This is a genomic window from Pseudomonas sp. TR47, from assembly GCF_044143025.1.
Taxonomy (GTDB): Bacteria; Pseudomonadota; Gammaproteobacteria; order Pseudomonadales; family Pseudomonadaceae; genus Aquipseudomonas; species Aquipseudomonas putida_E.
This window is the reverse complement of sequence record NZ_JBHFCS010000005.1, coordinates 1-17,185: the sequence shown is the minus strand read 5'-3', so window position 1 is coordinate 17,185 and position 17,185 is coordinate 1. Positions and strand designations below refer to the sequence as shown.

The window sequence follows — 17,185 nt, the reverse complement described above, 5'->3', positions numbered from 1 at the left end:
AAGCTGCAAGCTGTCGGCTCAGAACAAATCCATGGGCGCCGCTTCATCGGCCGGCAGCGGGCTGCCCGGCGCTGCACCGTTGCCCAGTTCATCCACCGATGGTGGCGAATCTTCAGCCTTGAACAGTTCGAAATACGCGTTAGGCGTGCTCGGGGAGGCCGCACGGCCGCTGACCGGGTCGACACGCAGGCTGAGGATGCCTTCCGGTTCTGCAGGCGGGTGGTTGGGCTTGTCCTTCAGGGCCGCGCCCATGAAGCTCATCCAGATCGGCAGGGCAGCCGTCCCGCCGTATTCGCGGCGACCCAGGGTTTCCGGCTGGTCGAAACCGACCCAGACGGTAGTGACGTAATCGGCGTTGTAGCCGGAGAACCAGGCATCCTTGGACTCGTTGGTGGTGCCGGTCTTGCCCGCCAGGTCCGTACGACCCAGGGCCAGGGCGCGGCGCCCGGTCCCGCGTTTGATCACGTCCTGCAGCATGCTGGTGAGGATATAGGTGGTACGGCCATCGATGATCTGCTCGGCGGTTACCGGCACTTGTGGAGCAGGGGCGGGCGGGCTGGCAGCCGACGGCGCCTCACCAGGCAGCGACGCCGTGCTGATCGGCTGCTCTGGTGCCGCCAGGCCTGCGTCGTCCTCGGCGCCCTGCGGCACGCGCGCAGGGTTGGCGGTGAACAGTGTCTCGCCGTTGCGGCTCTCGATGCGCTCGATCAGGTACGGGTTGATCTTGTAACCGCCGTTGGCGAAGGTGCTCCAGCCAGTGGCGATTTCCATGGGCGTCAGGGTCGCGGTGCCCAATGCCAGCGACAGGTTGGGCGGCAGATCCTGCTTGTTGAAGCCGAACTTGGTGATGTAGTCGATGGTGCGGCCTACGCCCATGGCCTGCAGCAAGCGGATCGATACCAGGTTGCGCGACTTGTACAGCGCTTCGCGCATGCGAATCGGGCCGAGGAAGGTGTTGGTGTCATTCTTGGGTCGCCATTCCTTGTCCAGGTATTCGTCGACGAACACGATCGGAGCGTCGTTGACCAGGCTGGCGGCGGTGTAGCCGCTGTCCAGCGCCGCGCTATAGATGAACGGTTTGAAGCTTGAGCCGGGCTGGCGCTTGGCCTGCATGGCGCGGTTGTAGTTGCTCTGCTCGAACGAGAAACCGCCAACCAGCGCACGGATGGCGCCGTTGTAAGGGTCCAGCGTGATCAGCGCGCTCTGCGCTGCCGGTACCTGGCTGAACTTGAGTTTGCCGTCGTCCAGCCGCTGCACGCGCACCAGGTCGCCAACCTGGGCCACGTCTGCCGGCGATTGTGGCGCCCGGCCCTGCGCATTGCTATTGATGAACGGGCGCGCCCACTTCATGGTTTCCCATGCGACGTCTTCTTCCTTGCCGCCGCGGGTCAGTACTTTCAGGCCGCTTTTTTCAACCTGGGTAACGATGGCCGGCTCCAGCCCGCCCAAGGTGCGCTGCTTGTTCAATTCCTGCAGCCAGGGAGCCTGGCCTTTGCCCGGGAAGCGCGATTCAGGGCCGCGGTAGCCGTGGCGCTCATCATAATCGGACAGGCCACCGTGAACGGCCTTGTTGGCCATTTCCTGCATGTCGCTCGGCACTGTGGTGGTGACGCGGAAACCCTCTGTATACGCATCGCTGCCATAGCGGCCAACCATTTCGGCACGGGCCATCTCGGCGATGTAAGGCGCGTTAACCTCCGGCGCCGATACGTGGTAGCTGGCGTTGAGCGGTTCGGCCAGGGCGGCCTGGTAGCTCGCCTCGTCAATCTTGCCGAGCTTGTACATGCGGCCCAGGATCCAGTCGCGACGCTCTTTTGCACGCACCGGGTTGGCCAGAGGGTTGAAGCGCGACGGTGCCTTGGGCAGGCCGGCGATCATCCCCATCTGCGCCAGGCTCACGTCACGGATCGACTTGCCATAGTAAACCTGTGCGGCAGCGTCGATGCCGTAGGCGCGGTTGCCCAGGTAGATCTTGTTCACGTACAGCTCGAGGATCTCGTCCTTGGTCAGTTCGCGCTCGATCTGCAGGGCCAGGAGAATCTCGTTGGTCTTGCGCGAGAAGCTGCGCTCGCTGGTGAGGAAGAAGTTCTTCGCCACCTGCATGGTGATTGTGCTGCCGCCGGTCTGTATATGACCGGTTTTCACCAGTTGGGTCGCGGCGCGCATCAGGCTGGCCGGGTCAACGCCGTAGTGATTGAGGAAATTGTCGTCCTCGGCTGACAGAAGCGCCTGAATGAATTGCGGGGGAATGTCCGCGAAACGGATGGGCGAGCGGCGCATTTCGCCAAACTCGGCGATCAGCTTGCCGTCGCTGCTGTACACCCTCAGGGGGATCTGCAACTGAATGCTTCTGAGCGAATCGACCGACGGCAGGTTGGGACTAAGATACAGAAACGCACCGCTCACACCGAGTACGAGCGCGCAGATGACTGCGACGAAAGACCACCAGAAGAACTTCAGCAGACGTATCAAGGCTTTTGGGTGTCCAGGTTGAGGGGTGAATTGCGCACGGAGCCGGCGGACGAAAAAACGCTGGGCATTATAAGCATTTTTCGCCTCGCCGGGTGACCGGCCGGGCGGCCCGCTGCACCTTCCGGCCATCAAGCCTTAGGGTTGGTGCGGGTTTCAGGGCTGACACAAAGGAGCAGCGATGCTTGGACGCATTGGCAAGGATGCCGGTTCACTGTTGGGGGTTGAAATTGCCGTCGATTCGGTTCGGCTTGTACAACTGCAACGCAGAAAAGGGCGCTGTGAGCGTCTCGCCTGGGAGGTTGAGCGATTCGAGCCCGCAGGTGCTGCTGATTGGTGGCAAGTGCCTGATCGCGTCGTGGCGGCGCTGCGTAGCGCTTGTCGGCGCAGTGGCAGTCGCCAGCGCCGGGTCGCAGTGGCCCTGCCTGCCTCGCAGGTAATCTGCAAGTTGTGCCAGCTACCGGCAGACCAGCCAGTAGCCGAAATGGAGGCGCAACTTCTGGCTGATGCGGACAGGTTGTTTCCTTTCCCGCTGGAAGACCTGGTGATGGACTTCCAGGTGTTGGGGGCTTCATGTGGGCAGGCTGGCGCGCGTGATGTTCTGGTGGTGGCCTGCCGGCAGACCCTGCTGCAGTCGTTGGAAGCGATTTTCGATGACGCTGGGTTGCTGCTGGAAGTCGTCGAGGTCGACAGCATCGCCTTGCGGCGAATGATGCCACAACCGGGTGCAGACGGCTGCGCGCTGCTGCGCCTTGAGCCCGGCAGCGCTACGCTGCATTGCTGGTCACAGGGTGTATTGCCGCAGCGGCGCGAAGTGCCCCTGGGCCGGCTGGCCGAACTGTTTGTCGATGACCTGCAGGTGCAAGACCTGCTTCTGGCAGGGAGCCTGCAGCTTGAGCAAGGTCGGCTCGGTGACTTGATTGACCGGTTGGAAGTGCCTTATCGGGCGTTGCCCCAGGTGGCTGGCCTTGCATGTCACGACGACAACATGGCATTGGCGTCTGCCCTGGCGCTGGGAGCTTTGCGCTGATGCTACGTATCAATCTTTTGCCCTGGCGCGAACAGCAACGCTTGGCGGCACTTCGCCGTTTTCAGCTCATGCTGATTGGCAGCGTGGTGCTGGCACTCTGTGTGGTGTTGTTGATGGACCAGCTGGCGCGCCAGCGGGCGCAGCATCAGGCCGCTGCCAACCTGGGGCGCCAGGCCGCGATCGCGGGGCTCAATAGGCAGCTGGAGCAGCTTGACGTCATTCAGCAGGCCCTCGACGCAGCAAGGGCCCAAACCGCCTCGCTGGACGCTTTGTTTGCGGACCGAGGGCTTCTCACGGCGCTGTTCAGCGATCTGGAGCAGGCATTGCCCGAGGGCGTTCAGGTTGTCGAACTGAAGGTCGAGGGTGAGCGGTTGCACTTGGTTGGGCTGGCCGCTTCCAGCGCTGTGATAGCGCAATTGATGCGTGATCTCGGGCGCTCCGGGATATTGCTCGACCTGGAATTGAAGCGGATCAAGAGCTTGCCTGCTGGTGAAGAGTTTTTGCTGCTGGCGCGGATGTCGGACTCTTGGTCGTGAAGCTGCGCGTGCGTCTGGACTGGCAGGCTCTGGTAGCTCGCTCGCGCTTGTTCCGATGTGCCCTGCCGATAGCCGCGGCGTGCCTGGTGCTTGCGGTCGGCTGCCTGATTCGTTGGCCGGAATGGCGGCAACTGCAGCAGGCAGCGCAGGTAAACCAAAGGGCCCTCAACGACAAGCATCATGCCAAGGCCACCCAGGTGTTGGCGCATGTGCATGCACCGCAAGCGCTGAGTGAAGCCCAGCGGCACCTGCACGATATGCGATGGCGCCTGGCGGCCGGGGGCGAAATCAGCGATCTGCTCGATCAGTTGGCCGCGTCGGGGCATGTGCATGGGCTGCATTTCGAGCAACTTGAGGTACTGGATGAGCAGAAGAAGGCAGGTTTCGCACGAACGCCGCTGGATGTGCAGGTAGTTGGGCGTTACGCGGCGTTGCGACTTTGGCTCGATGAGTGGCTTGGGCAGGTTCGCCTGCTGCGTGTCGGCGACATGCATCTGGCCGATGCTCAAGGCAGGCCCGGCTTGCTGCGATTGAGGCTGCGTGTTGACGCCTTCCACGCCGATGGGCCTGTGGCAGAGCCGGAATCATTGGCCTGGATACCCGCCCGGGGTGAGGTCTTGCCAGCGGTTCTCGATCCGTTTTCGACGTGGTCGGGTCGCGTTGTCAGGCGAGGGCTCGCCTCTGTCCCGCTGGCTCAGCTGGAAATGGTCGGAAGCTTGTCCCGGGGCATGGAGCATGAGGCTTTGCTGTCATCTGCCGGGCGGCTCTATCGCGTGCGTTCCGGTGACCGTCTGGGGCGCGATGGGGGGCTGGTGGAACGCGTGGATGAGCACCAGGTAACGGTGCGCGAGCGGGTGTTCGTGGGCGGCACTTGGCGCGAGCGCACGGCATTTCTGAGGCTCAGGCAGGGCGTGGACGGGGAGATCAGGGAAGATCATGAACAGGTTGATGAAGTGGGTGGTGGTGGCTTTGCTGCCGATGCCGTTGCTGGCGGCAACGCCTTATCGGGGTGAGCCGATTTCGCTGAACTTCCAGGACGTGGAAGTGCGCCTGGTGTTGCAGGTGCTGGCCGATTATGCCGGCATCAACCTGGTCGCCAGCGACACTGTGCAGGGCAGTATTACCTTGCGTCTGCAGGATGTTCCCTGGGATCAGGCTTTGGAGCTGGTGTTGCGCAGCAAGGGCCTGGCCCGGCGCGAAGAGGGCAAGGTGCTGTTGGTGGCGCCAGCGGCTGAGCTGGCCGAACAAGCCCTGGGAGCGCGTATAGGCTTGGAGCTGGACGCCCAATCGCAGCCGTTGCGCCGCGAGTTGCTGCCGATACACCACGCCGAGGCCTCAGAGCTTGCCGAATTGCTGCTGGCCACGCTGGCCGATGACGGCATTCTGACGGGGCGCGGTAGTTTGAATGTGGATGTGCGCACCAATACGCTGGTGGCGCACCAGCCTGAGCAGCGGCTTGCCGAGCTGCGCCAGTTGGTGGCGCAACTGGATGTGCCGGTACGGCAGGTGGAGATCGAGGCGCGCATCGTCGAGGCCAATGTCGATTACGAGAAAAGCCTTGGGGTGCGCTGGGGTCCGCGGCTGTACAGCGAAGCTGCTGTTTTGGGCAAGGACGTGTTTGTCGATCTTGGGGTGGAACGGGCCGGTTCCAGCATTGGCTTGGGGGTGTTGCGTGGGAGCGTGCTGCTGGACCTTGAACTCAGCGCCATGGAGAAGACCGGCAATGGTGAAATCATCTCCCAGCCCAAGGTGGTCACCGCCAATAAGGAAACCGCCCGCATCCTCAAAGGCACCGAAGTCCCTTACCAGGAGACCACGAAGAGTGGCGCTACCTCGGTTGCATTCCGCGAGGCTTCGCTGTCGTTGGAGGTCACTCCGCAGATTACGCCGGACGGCAAGGTGATCATGACGGTCAAGGTGACCAAGGACGAGCCTGATTTCGTCAATGCCTTGAACGATGTGCCGCCGATCCGCAAGAACGAGGTCAATGCCAAGGTACGGGTAGCTGACGGGGAAACCATCGTCATTGGCGGTGTGTATTCGACCACGCAAAACAATGTGGTCGACAAGGTGCCATTTTTCGGCGATCTGCCGTATGTTGGGCGGCTGTTTCGACGCGATGCATTACAAGAGAAAAAATCCGAGCTGCTGGTCTTCCTGACTCCGCGTATCATGAATGACCAGGCGATTGCTGTGAGTCGTTGATTCTGTGCGAAATTTGATACTTGTAGGGCCCATGGGCGCTGGAAAAAGCACCATTGGGCGCCTGTTGGCCAAAGAGCTGCGCCTGCTGTTCAAAGATTCCGACAAGGAAATCGAACTGAAAACAGGCGCCAACATCCCGTGGATCTTCGACAAAGAAGGCGAGCCGGGCTTCCGTGATCGTGAGCAGGCGATGATCGCCGAGCTCTGCGCGCTCGATGGCGTGGTGGTGGCGACCGGCGGCGGCGCGGTGATGCGCGAGGCCAACCGCCAGGCCCTGCACCATGGTGGCCGGGTGATCTACCTGCATGCCTCGGTGGAACAGCAGGTCGGGCGTACTGCGCGCGATCGCAATCGCCCTTTGCTGCGTACTGCCAATCCGGAGGCGACTTTGCGTAGCCTTCTTGAAGCACGCGACCCGCTCTACCGTGAGATCGCCGACATCGTGGTTGAAACCGACGAACGGCCCCCGCGCATGGTCGTACTGGATATTCTCGAGCGCTTGCAGCAGTTGCCGCCCCGGTAGGCCGGGACTATTCTCGGCCAGCGCCGAGGCGAGGTTCAACGTTACCGCGTGGGTCGCTCAGCCGACGCCGCGCCCAAGTACATTGTGGGGATACATGCAGACACTAAAGGTCGACCTGGGCGAGCGCAGCTACCCGATCTACATTGGCGAAGGCCTGCTTGAGCAGCCAGAACTGCTGGCGCCGCACATTGCCGGCCGGCAGGTTGCCATCGTTTCCAACGAGACCGTCGCGCCCCTGTATCTCGAACGTCTGAGCAAGACGCTGGGTGCCTATTCGGTGCTGCCAGTGATCCTCCCGGATGGCGAAGCCCACAAAAACTGGGAAACCCTGCAGTTGATCTTCGACGGCCTCCTCACGGCCCGGCACGACCGCCGCACCACGGTGGTGGCCCTCGGTGGTGGCGTTATCGGCGACATGGCCGGCTTCGCTGCGGCGTGCTATCAGCGCGGCGTCGATTTCATCCAGGTACCGACCACCCTGCTGTCCCAGGTCGACTCCTCTGTCGGCGGCAAGACCGGCATCAACCATCCGCTGGGCAAGAACATGGTGGGTGCGTTCTACCAGCCCAACGCCGTGCTGATCGACACCACCACCCTCAACACCCTGCCCGAGCGCGAGCTGTCGGCGGGCCTGGCCGAAGTGATCAAGTACGGGCTGATCTGCGACAAGCCCTTCCTTGGTTGGCTCGAGGACAATATCAAGGCTTTGCGCGCCCTCGAGCCAGCGGCGCTGACCGAAGCGATCCAGCGCTCGTGTGCAGCCAAGGCTGCGGTGGTCGGGGCTGACGAACGTGAGTCTGGTGTGCGCGCAACGCTCAACCTGGGGCATACCTTCGGGCATGCCATCGAAACGCACATGGGCTACGGTGTCTGGTTGCACGGCGAGGCCGTGGCAGCGGGTACGGTGATGGCCCTGGAGATGTCGATGCGTCTGGGCTGGATCGATCAGTCCGAGCGCGATCGCGCAATCCGCCTGCTGCAGGATGCAGGTTTGCCGGTGGTGCCACCACAGGAAATGACCCCGGCGCATTTCATGGAGCATATGGCGGTCGACAAAAAGGTGATCGATGGGCGTTTGCGTCTGGTGCTCCTGCGCCAGATGGGCGAAGCCGTGGTTACCGACGACTATCCGAAAGAGATTCTTCAGGCCACGCTGTCGGCGGATTACCGCGCGATCGTGGCCCAGCTTTGAGGTTGTGACAGCGCAATGACCAGTTTGCATGCCGATGAGGCGTTTCTCGACCATTACCAGTTGAGCCACGATCCGTTCGCGCCGCGTGTGCCCGGCTTCAAGTTTTTCCCTGCCCAGCGCAAGCCTGTGCTCGGCCAACTGCACCACCTGGCCCGTTACAGCCAGCTGATGCTGGTGGTTACAGGCCCGGTCGGCAGCGGCAAGACGTTGTTGCGCCAGGCCTTGGTGGCCAGCACCAACAAGCAGTCGGTGCAGAGCGTCGTGGTATCGGCGCGCGGCGCCAGCGATGCCGCCAGCGTGCTGGGCCAGGTGGCCCAGGCGCTGGACGTGGCTCCGGCGGAAGTTCAGGCGATCCTCTCCAAGGTAGTACAGCTTGCCCTCACCGGGCAGGAAGTCTATTTACTGGTGGACGATGCGGAACAACTCGACGAGTCGGCACTCCAAGCGTTGCTGGAGCTGGCGGCAGGTGTCCCGGAGGGGCGCCCGCACGTGTTCCTGTTCGGCGAAGCGTCGCTGATCGCCGGGTTGGATGAGATCCATGTCGAGGAAGAGCGTTTCCACGTCATCGAACTCGCCCCCTACAGCGAGGAAGAGACCCGCGAGTACCTGGAGCAGCGCCTGGAAGGTGCAGGCCGGGGCATCGAGGTGTTCACCCATGAGCAGATCGTCGATATTCATGAACACTCCGACGGTTGGCCTGGCAACATCAACCAGGTCGCCCGCGATACCTTGATCGAAGCCATGATCGCCAGCCGTAGTACGGCGAAGCGACCAACCATGGGGTTCAAAATGCCTAAGAAACACGTGCTCGCGCTGTCCGCTGTCGTTGTAGTGGCCGTTGCTGCCGCGGTTCTCATGCCCAAGAAAAGCGACAAGGCGGCTACGGATGCGCCCGCAGCCCAAGCCCAATTGCCGCTGGGGGAAGCAAAGCCCGCTGACCCGGCCATCGAATTCTCAGGCTCGTCGCAGCCGATGCCACTGCCCTTGGTTGGCCAGTCGCAGCCGGTGATGCGCGAGCCGCTGGCACAGGCCGCCGGCATGGGGGACGGTGAGGAAGGTGGCCCGGCGGACAGCACTGCGCTGCAGCCAGGCAATCCGCCAACGGTAACGACCATCGCACCACCGCAGGGTGAAGCTGCAGGCCCCGCACCGACCATGGCTCAGGCCACCACCAGTACGCCGCCGGCCCAGCCGGTTGCGCCTGTGCAGAAGCCGGTAGCAACCCAGCCGGCCAAGCCGGTTGCACCCGCCAAGCCCGCTCCGGCACCGACCCAGGTTGCCACTGCCAAGCCCGCTGCCAAACCTGCAACAGGCGGCAGCGGTAACAGCGGCTGGTACTCCGGACAGAAGCCTGGCAATTATGTAGTGCAGATCCTTGGTACCAGCTCCGAAGCGTCGGCGCAGGCCTTCGTCAAGGCGCAGGGTGGCGACTATCGCTACTTCAAGAAAAGCCTGCAGGGCAAGCCGCTCTACGTGGTCACCTATGGTAGCTTCGCCAACCGCGATGCAGCGGTTGCGGCAATCAAGAACTTGCCAGCGAAGGTTCAGGCTGGTAAACCTTGGCCACGTACTGTCGCCAGCGTCCAACAAGAGCTGGCCACGGCCCGCTGATACCTTCCGGGCGGCACCACCCCGCCGCCCAGTTGCTGAGCGATAACTGACTTTCGTCTAGCCTGCTGCGCCCGAGCGCGGCAGGCTTTTCTGTCCCAGGCTGCCGGCCACAAGCCAATCTTGCAGTCATGGCTGAAACGCTTCAGACTCGAGCCAAGCCGCTATCACGGCGCATGGCGCAAAAACATTCAAAATTGCGACATAAATTTTCAATGGTGAGACATGAAAATTTGTGGGCATCGCTGTCGCTGTGCAACAATGGTTTTCCATGGCCACCGCAAAAAAGCTGGCATTTGATCGGCGTGGATGGTAAGTGGTTGTTAAAAAAGAGATTTGCCTCCGGTTGAGAGGTGAACCTGGTGAGAAAGTGTCTATGAAAACAGGTCTGTACCATCCCGAAGAATTCAAGGACAACTGTGGTTTTGGCCTGATCGCCCATATGACGGGCGAACCGAGCCACCACCTTCTGCAAACGGCCATGCAGGCCCTGACTTGCATGACCCACCGTGGCGGCATCAACGCCGACGGCAAGACCGGTGACGGTTGCGGTCTGCTCATGCAGAAACCCGATCAATTCCTGCGTGCCGTGGCCCAGGAACACTTTGCCGTCGAGCTGCCCAAGCAGTACGCCGTTGGCATGGTGTTCTTCAATCAGGACCCCGTGAAAGCCGAAGCCGCTCGCGCCAACATGGATCGCGAAATCATTGCTGCCGGCCTGACCCTGGTTGGCTGGCGCAAAGTCCCGATCGACACCAGCGTGCTCGGCCGCCTGGCGCTGGAGCGCCTGCCGCAGATCGAACAGGTGTTCATCGGCGGTGAAGGCCTGAGCGATCAGGAATTCGCCATCAAGCTGTTCAGTGCCCGTCGCCGTTCGTCCGTGGCCAACGCCCACGACGCCGACCACTACATCTGCAGCTTCTCGCACAAGACCATCATCTACAAAGGCCTGATGATGCCGCGCGATCTCGCGGCCTTCTATCCCGACCTGGACGACGAGCGCCTGCAAACCGCGATCTGCGTGTTCCACCAGCGCTTCTCCACCAACACCCTGCCGAAATGGCCGCTGGCGCAGCCGTTCCGCTTCCTCGCCCACAATGGCGAGATCAACACCATCACCGGTAACCGCAACTGGGCGATGGCCCGTCGCACCAAGTTCGCCAACGACCAGATCCCCGACCTCGAAGAGCTCGGCCCGCTGGTCAACCGCGTAGGGTCCGACTCCTCGAGCATGGACAACATGCTGGAACTGATGGTCACCGGCGGTATCGACCTGTTCCGCGGCGTGCGCATGCTGGTACCGCCAGCCTGGCAGAACGTCGAGACCATGGACGCCGACCTGCGCGCCTTCTACGAATACAACTCCATGCACATGGAGCCGTGGGACGGCCCGGCCGGCATCGTCATGACCGAGGGCCGTCATGCGGTCTGCCTGCTTGACCGCAACGGCCTGCGCCCGGCGCGCTGGGTGACCACCAAGAATGGCTATATCACCCTGGCGTCGGAAATCGGCGTGTGGGACTACAAGCCTGAAGATGTCATCGCCAAGGGCCGTGTCGGCCCAGGCCAGATCTTCGCGGTGGATACCGAGACCGGCCACATCCTCGACACCGATGCCATCGACAACCGCCTGAAGTCGCGCCACCCGTACAAGCGCTGGCTGCGTCAGCACGCCTTGCGCATCCAGGCGACGCTCTCCGACGACCAGGGCGCGGCCAGCTACGACGCTGACCAGCTCAAGCAGTACATGAAGATGTTCCAGGTCACTTTCGAAGAGCGTGACCAGGTACTGCGCCCACTCGGCGAGCAAGGCCAGGAAGCGGTCGGTTCGATGGGTGACGACACGCCAATGGCCGTGCTGTCGCAGCGCGTGCGTTCGCCTTACGACTTCTTCCGCCAGCAGTTCGCCCAGGTTACCAACCCGCCGATCGACCCGCTGCGCGAAGCGATCGTCATGTCGCTGGAGATCTGCCTGGGTGCCGAGCGCAACATCTTCCAGGAATCTCCTGAGCATGCCTCGCGGGTAATCCTCAGCTCCCCGGTCATTTCGCCCGCCAAGTGGCGTTCGTTGATGAACCTGGAGCGCGAAGGCTTCGACCGTCAGCTGATCGACCTCAACTACGAAGAAGGCATCGGCCTGGAAGCGGCCATCCGCAACATCGCCGATCAGGCTGAAGAAGCGGTGCGCGCGGGCAAGACCCAACTGGTGCTCAGCGACCGCTACATCGCCCCGGGCAAGCTGCCGGTGCACGCTTCGTTCGCCGTTGGCGCGGTCCACCACCGCCTGACGGAAAAAGGCCTGCGTTGCGACAGCAACATCCTGGTCGAAACCGCCACTGCCCGTGACCCGCACCACTTCGCCGTGCTGCTGGGCTTCGGCGCCTCTGCGGTGTACCCGTACCTGGCGTATGAAGTGCTGGCCGACCTGATCCGCACCGGCGAAGTGCTGGGCGACCTGGACGAAGTCTTCAAGTACTACCGCAAAGGCATCTCCAAGGGCCTGCTGAAGATCCTGTCGAAGATGGGCATCTCCACCATCGCCTCCTACCGTGGTGCTCAGCTGTTCGAGGCCGTAGGCCTGGCCGAAGAAGTGGTCGGCCTGAGCTTCAAAGGCGTGTCCAGCCGCATCAAGGGTGCGCGTTTCGTCGACCTCGAGGGCGACCAGAAGCTGCTCGCCGCTGAAGCCTGGAGCGCGCGCAAGCCGATCCAGCAGGGTGGCCTGCTCAAGTTCGTCCACGGTGGCGAGTACCACGCCTACAACCCGGATGTGGTCAATACCCTACAGGCCGCCGTGCAGCAGGGCGACTACGCCAAGTTCAAGGAGTACACCACGCTGGTCGACCAGCGCCCGGTGTCGATGATCCGCGACCTGCTGAAAGTGAAGGTGGCCGACGAGGCCCTGCCGCTGGATCAGATCGAGCCGCTGGAGGCGATCCTCAAGCGCTTCGACTCCGCCGGTATCTCGCTGGGTGCGCTGTCGCCAGAGGCTCACGAAGCGCTGGCCGAGGCGATGAACCGCCTGGGCGCGCGCTCCAACTCCGGTGAGGGCGGTGAAGACCCCTCGCGCTATGGCACCATCCGCAGCTCCAAGATCAAGCAGGTGGCCACCGGCCGCTTCGGTGTGACCCCGGAATACCTGGTCAATGCCGAAGTGCTGCAGATCAAGGTTGCCCAGGGCGCCAAACCGGGCGAGGGCGGCCAGTTGCCCGGCGGCAAGGTCAACGGCCTGATCGCCAAGCTGCGCTATGCGGTACCGGGCGTGACCCTGATCTCGCCGCCACCGCACCACGACATCTACTCGATCGAAGACCTGGCCCAGCTGATCTATGACCTCAAGCAGGTCAACCCCCAGGCCCTGGTATCGGTCAAGCTCGTGGCAGAGGCGGGCGTTGGCACCATCGCCGCCGGCGTGGCCAAGGCCTATGCCGACCTGATCACCATCTCCGGTTATGACGGTGGTACCGGTGCTTCGCCGCTGACCTCCATCAAGTACGCCGGCGCCCCGTGGGAGCTTGGCCTGGCCGAAACCCACCAGACCCTGCGCGGCAACGACCTGCGCGGCAAGGTACGGGTACAGACCGACGGCGGCCTGAAAACCGGCCTGGATGTGATCAAGGCCGCCATCCTCGGCGCCGAAAGCTTTGGCTTCGGTACCGCCCCGATGATCGCCCTGGGCTGCAAGTACCTGCGCATCTGCCACCTGAACAACTGCGCCACTGGCGTGGCCACGCAGAACGACAAGCTGCGCAAGGACCACTACATCGGCACCGTCGACATGGTGATCAACTTCTTCACCTTCGTCGCCGAGGAGACGCGCGAGTGGCTGGCCAAGCTGGGTGTGCGTAGCCTGGGCGAGCTGATCGGCCGCACCGACCTGCTCGACGTGCTGCCAGGCGATACCGAGCGCCAGCACTACCTGGACCTGTCGCCGCTGCTGGGCAGCTCGCACATCTCGGCTGACAAGCCGCAGTTCTGCGAAGTCGACAAGAACCCGCCGTTCGACAAGGGCGAGCTGGCCGAGAAAATGGTCGAAATGGCCCTGCCGGCCATTCGCGATCAGGCCGGTGGCGAGTTCGCGCTCGACATCTGCAACTGTGACCGCTCCATTGGTGCGCGCATCTCCGGCGAAATCGCCAAGCTGCACGGCAACCAGGGCATGGCCGCAGCGCCGATCACCTTCCGCTTCAAGGGAACTGCGGGCCAGAGCTTCGGCGTGTGGAACGCCGGTGGTCTGAACCTGTACCTGGAAGGTGACGCCAACGACTACGTTGGCAAAGGCATGACCGGTGGCAAGGTCACCATCGTGCCGCCAGCCGGCAGCCCGTTCGAAACCCAGCACAGCGCCATCGTCGGCAACACCTGCCTGTACGGAGCCACGGGCGGCAAGCTGTTCGCCGCCGGCACCGCGGGCGAGCGCTTCGCTGTGCGTAACTCCGGCGCCCATGCTGTTGTCGAGGGTACTGGCGATCACTGCTGTGAATACATGACCGGTGGCTTTGTCTGCGTTCTGGGCAAGACCGGTTACAACTTCGGCTCTGGCATGACTGGCGGCTTCGCCTACGTGCTCGACATGGACAACAGCTTCGTCGACAAGCTCAACCACGAGCTGGTGGAAATCCAGCGTATCAGTGGTGAAGCGATGGAAGCCTACCGTAGCCACCTGGCGCGGGTCCTTGGCGAATACGTGGAAGAAACCGGCAGCGAGTGGGGGCGTGAGCTCTCGGAAAACCTGGACGACTATGTGCGGCGCTTCTGGCTGGTCAAGCCGAAGGCGGCCAACCTCAAGCAACTGCTGTCCAGCACCCGTGCCAACCCGCAGTAAAAACAGCTGCAAGTGGCAAGCCTCAAGCTGCGAGTAATAGCAGCTCGAGGTTTGCCCGGCTTAAGTGATCGTCTTGCGGCTTGCAGCTTGTAGCTTGCAGCTGCTGTTAAGAGGTTTTGAAAAATGGCTGAACGTCTGAGTAACGACTTCCAGTTCATCGAAGTGGGCCGCAAGGACCCGAAGAAAAAGCTGCTGCGCCAACGCAAGAAGGAGTTCGTGGAAATCTACGAGCCTTTCAAGCCCCAGCAGTCCGTAGAGCAGGCACACCGCTGCCTGGGCTGCGGTAACCCGTATTGCGAGTGGAAGTGCCCGGTGCACAACTTCATCCCGAACTGGTTGAAGCTGGTCTCCGAAGGCAACATCCTGGCTGCGGCGGAACTCTCGCACCAGACCAACACCCTGCCGGAAGTCTGCGGCCGTGTGTGCCCGCAGGACCGCCTGTGCGAGGGTGCCTGCACCCTGAACGATGGCTTCGGCGCGGTGACCATCGGTTCGGTCGAGAAATACATCACCGACACCGCCTTCGCCATGGGTTGGCGCCCGGACATGTCCAAGGTCAAACCGACCGGCAAGCGCGTTGCCATCATCGGCGCTGGCCCGGCAGGCCTGGGCTGTGCCGACGTGCTGGTGCGCGCCGGGGTTACCCCGGTGGTGTTCGACAAGAACCCGGAAATCGGCGGCTTGCTGACCTTCGGCATCCCTGAGTTCAAGCTGGAAAAGACCGTGCTGAGCAATCGTCGCGAAGTCTTTACCGGCATGGGTATCGAGTTCCGCCTGAACACCGAAGTGGGCACCGACATCACCATGGAACAGCTGCTCGCCGAGTACGACGCCGTGTTCATGGGCATGGGTACCTACACCTACATGAAAGGCGGCTTCCCGGGCGAGGACCTGCCGGGCGTGCATGACGCGCTGGACTTCCTGATCGCCAACGTCAACCGCAACCTGGGCTTCGAGAAGTCGCCGCAAGACTTCGTCGACATGCAGGGCAAGAAGGTCGTGGTGCTGGGCGGTGGCGACACCGCAATGGACTGCAACCGCACCTCGATCCGCCAGGGCGCCAAGGCGGTGACCTGTGCCTACCGTCGTGACGAAGCCAACATGCCGGGCTCGCGCAAAGAGGTGAAGAACGCCAAGGAAGAAGGCGTGAAATTCCTCTACAACCGTCAGCCGATCGCCATTGTCGGTGAAGACAAGGTCGAAGGCGTGAAGGTGGTCGAGACCCGTCTTGGCGAGCCTGATGCCCGTGGTCGTCGCAGCCCTGAGCCAATCCCGGGTTCCGAAGAAATCCTCCCGGCGGACGCCGTGGTGATCGCTTTCGGCTTCCGCCCAAGCCCGGCACCTTGGTTCGAGCAGCATGGCATCCAGATGGACAGCCAAGGCCGCGTGGTGGCCCCGGAGAAAGGCAAGTTCAAGCACCAGACCAGCAACCCGAAAATCTTTGCCGGTGGCGATATGGTGCGCGGTTCGGACCTGGTGGTGACCGCCATCTTCGAAGGTCGTACCGCTGCCGAAGGTATCCTGGATTACCTCGAAGTCTGATGTGACCGATGGGGCCGCACAGCGGCCTCATCGCTTTTTGTATACAAAATTGCTTGATCCACGGCACCCAATAGACAAAACGCATGGTCTCAACCGTGCCTTTTGCGCTGGCGTCTGAGAAAATGCCCGCACTTTTTTGCCGGATGCCGACATGACTGCCCTGAAGAACGATCGTTTCCTGCGTGCACTGCTCAAGCAACCCGTAGACGTCACCCCTGTATGGATGATGCGCCAGGCCGGCCGTTACCTGCCGGAATACCGCGCCAGCCGCGCCAAGGCCGGTGACTTCATGAGCCTGTGCATGAACCCGCAGTTCGCCTGTGAGGTCACCCTGCAGCCGCTGGAGCGCTACCCGCTTGACGCAGCGATCCTGTTCTCGGACATCCTCACCATTCCCGATGCCATGGGCCTGGGCCTGTACTTCGAGACCGGCGAAGGTCCGCGTTTCAAGAAGGTCATCAGCACCCCGGCCGACATCGAAGCCCTGCCAATCCCTGATCCGCAGAAAGACCTTGGCTACGTGATGGATGCCGTCAGTACCATTCGGCGCGAGCTCAACGGCCGTGTGCCGCTGATCGGTTTCTCCGGCAGCCCGTGGACCTTGGCCACCTACATGGTCGAAGGTGGTTCGTCCAAAGACTTCCGCAAGACCAAGGCGATGGCCTACGACAACCCGCAGGCCCTGCACCTGCTGCTGGACAAGCTGGCACAGTCGGTCACCAGCTACCTCAACGGGCAGATCCTGGCCGGCGCCCAAGCCGTGCAGATCTTCGACACCTGGGGCGGCAACCTGTCGGCGGCGGCGTATCAGGAGTTCTCCCTGGCCTACATGCGCAAGATCGTCAGCGGCCTGATCCGTGAGCACGATGGGCGCAAGGTGCCGGTAATCCTGTTCACCAAGAACGGCGGCCTGTGGCTGGAGAGCATCGCCGAAGCCGGCGCTGATGCCCTGGGCCTGGACTGGACCTGCGAGATCGGCGACGCCCGCCGCCGCGTTGGCGACAAGGTTGCCCTGCAAGGCAACATGGACCCGACCGTGCTGTACGCCAAGCCTGAGGCCATTCGCAACGAAGTGGCACGGATCCTGGCGAGCTATGGCAAGGGTACCGGCCACGTGTTCAACCTGGGTCACGGCATTACGCCGGAGGTCGACCCGGAGCATGCGGGTGTGTTCATCAACGCCGTGCATGAGCTGTCGGCGCAGTATCACCAGTGATCTGAATGGCAGTCAGTCAAGCGATTTGGGGCCGCTTTGCGG

Annotated in this window: 11 protein-coding genes; 10 read left to right on the top strand and 1 reads right to left on the bottom strand. The window is 62.5% G+C overall.

Annotated features, from left to right (window positions below; translation table 11 throughout):
* Positions 1–18: 18 nt before the first annotated feature.
* The gene (locus tag ACEWE8_RS07025; protein ID WP_395589246.1) at positions 19–2,469 is read right to left on the bottom strand and encodes a penicillin-binding protein 1A; all 2,451 of its coding nucleotides are present in this window, start codon (positions 2,467–2,469) and stop codon (positions 19–21) included.
* 181 nt (positions 2,470–2,650) lie between these two features.
* Between ACEWE8_RS07025 and pilM the strand changes: the two genes are divergently transcribed.
* From pilM to hemE, 10 genes are all read left to right on the top strand, one after another.
* Positions 2,651–3,499, top strand: a complete 849-nt coding sequence (pilM, locus tag ACEWE8_RS07020) for a type IV pilus biogenesis protein PilM (protein WP_046787050.1) — start codon at positions 2,651–2,653, stop codon at positions 3,497–3,499.
* Complete coding sequence (locus ACEWE8_RS07015) at positions 3,499–4,035, top strand: PilN domain-containing protein (RefSeq protein WP_046787051.1); 537 nt, start codon at positions 3,499–3,501, stop codon at positions 4,033–4,035. Before pilM ends, ACEWE8_RS07015 begins: the two co-directional genes overlap by 1 nt.
* A complete protein-coding gene (locus ACEWE8_RS07010) occupies positions 4,032–5,048 on the top strand; it encodes a pilus assembly protein PilP (RefSeq protein WP_046787084.1) in 1,017 nt (338 codons plus the stop codon). Before ACEWE8_RS07015 ends, ACEWE8_RS07010 begins: the two co-directional genes overlap by 4 nt.
* Complete coding sequence (locus tag ACEWE8_RS07005) at positions 4,972–6,240, top strand: type IV pilus secretin PilQ (RefSeq protein ID WP_080952148.1); 1,269 nt, start codon at positions 4,972–4,974, stop codon at positions 6,238–6,240. The genes ACEWE8_RS07010 and ACEWE8_RS07005 overlap by 77 nt, the downstream gene beginning before the upstream one ends.
* A 4-nt stretch (positions 6,241–6,244) precedes the next feature.
* Positions 6,245–6,763, top strand: a complete 519-nt coding sequence (aroK, locus tag ACEWE8_RS07000; RefSeq protein ID WP_039602073.1) for a shikimate kinase AroK — start codon at positions 6,245–6,247, stop codon at positions 6,761–6,763.
* A 94-nt stretch (positions 6,764–6,857) separates the two neighbouring features.
* Positions 6,858–7,955 carry a 3-dehydroquinate synthase gene (gene aroB / locus ACEWE8_RS06995; protein WP_046787053.1) on the top strand — a complete coding sequence of 366 codons (1,098 nt, stop codon included), beginning with the start codon at positions 6,858–6,860 and terminating at the stop codon, positions 7,953–7,955.
* Between the two features lie 15 nt (positions 7,956–7,970).
* Positions 7,971–9,566 carry an SPOR domain-containing protein gene (locus tag ACEWE8_RS06990; RefSeq protein WP_046787054.1) on the top strand — a complete coding sequence of 532 codons (1,596 nt, stop codon included), beginning with the start codon at positions 7,971–7,973 and terminating at the stop codon, positions 9,564–9,566.
* A 373-nt stretch (positions 9,567–9,939) separates the two neighbouring features.
* Positions 9,940–14,385: a glutamate synthase large subunit gene (gene gltB / locus ACEWE8_RS06985; protein WP_046787055.1), complete on the top strand. Its 4,446-nt coding sequence runs from the start codon at positions 9,940–9,942 to the stop codon at positions 14,383–14,385.
* Between the two features lie 123 nt (positions 14,386–14,508).
* Positions 14,509–15,927, top strand: coding sequence for an FAD-dependent oxidoreductase (locus tag ACEWE8_RS06980; protein ID WP_115273377.1), 1,419 nt, complete (start codon positions 14,509–14,511; stop codon positions 15,925–15,927).
* Between the two features lie 151 nt (positions 15,928–16,078).
* The gene (gene hemE / locus ACEWE8_RS06975) at positions 16,079–17,143 is read left to right on the top strand and encodes a uroporphyrinogen decarboxylase (protein WP_115273378.1); all 1,065 of its coding nucleotides are present in this window, start codon (positions 16,079–16,081) and stop codon (positions 17,141–17,143) included.
* The last annotated feature ends 42 nt before the right edge of the window (positions 17,144–17,185 follow it).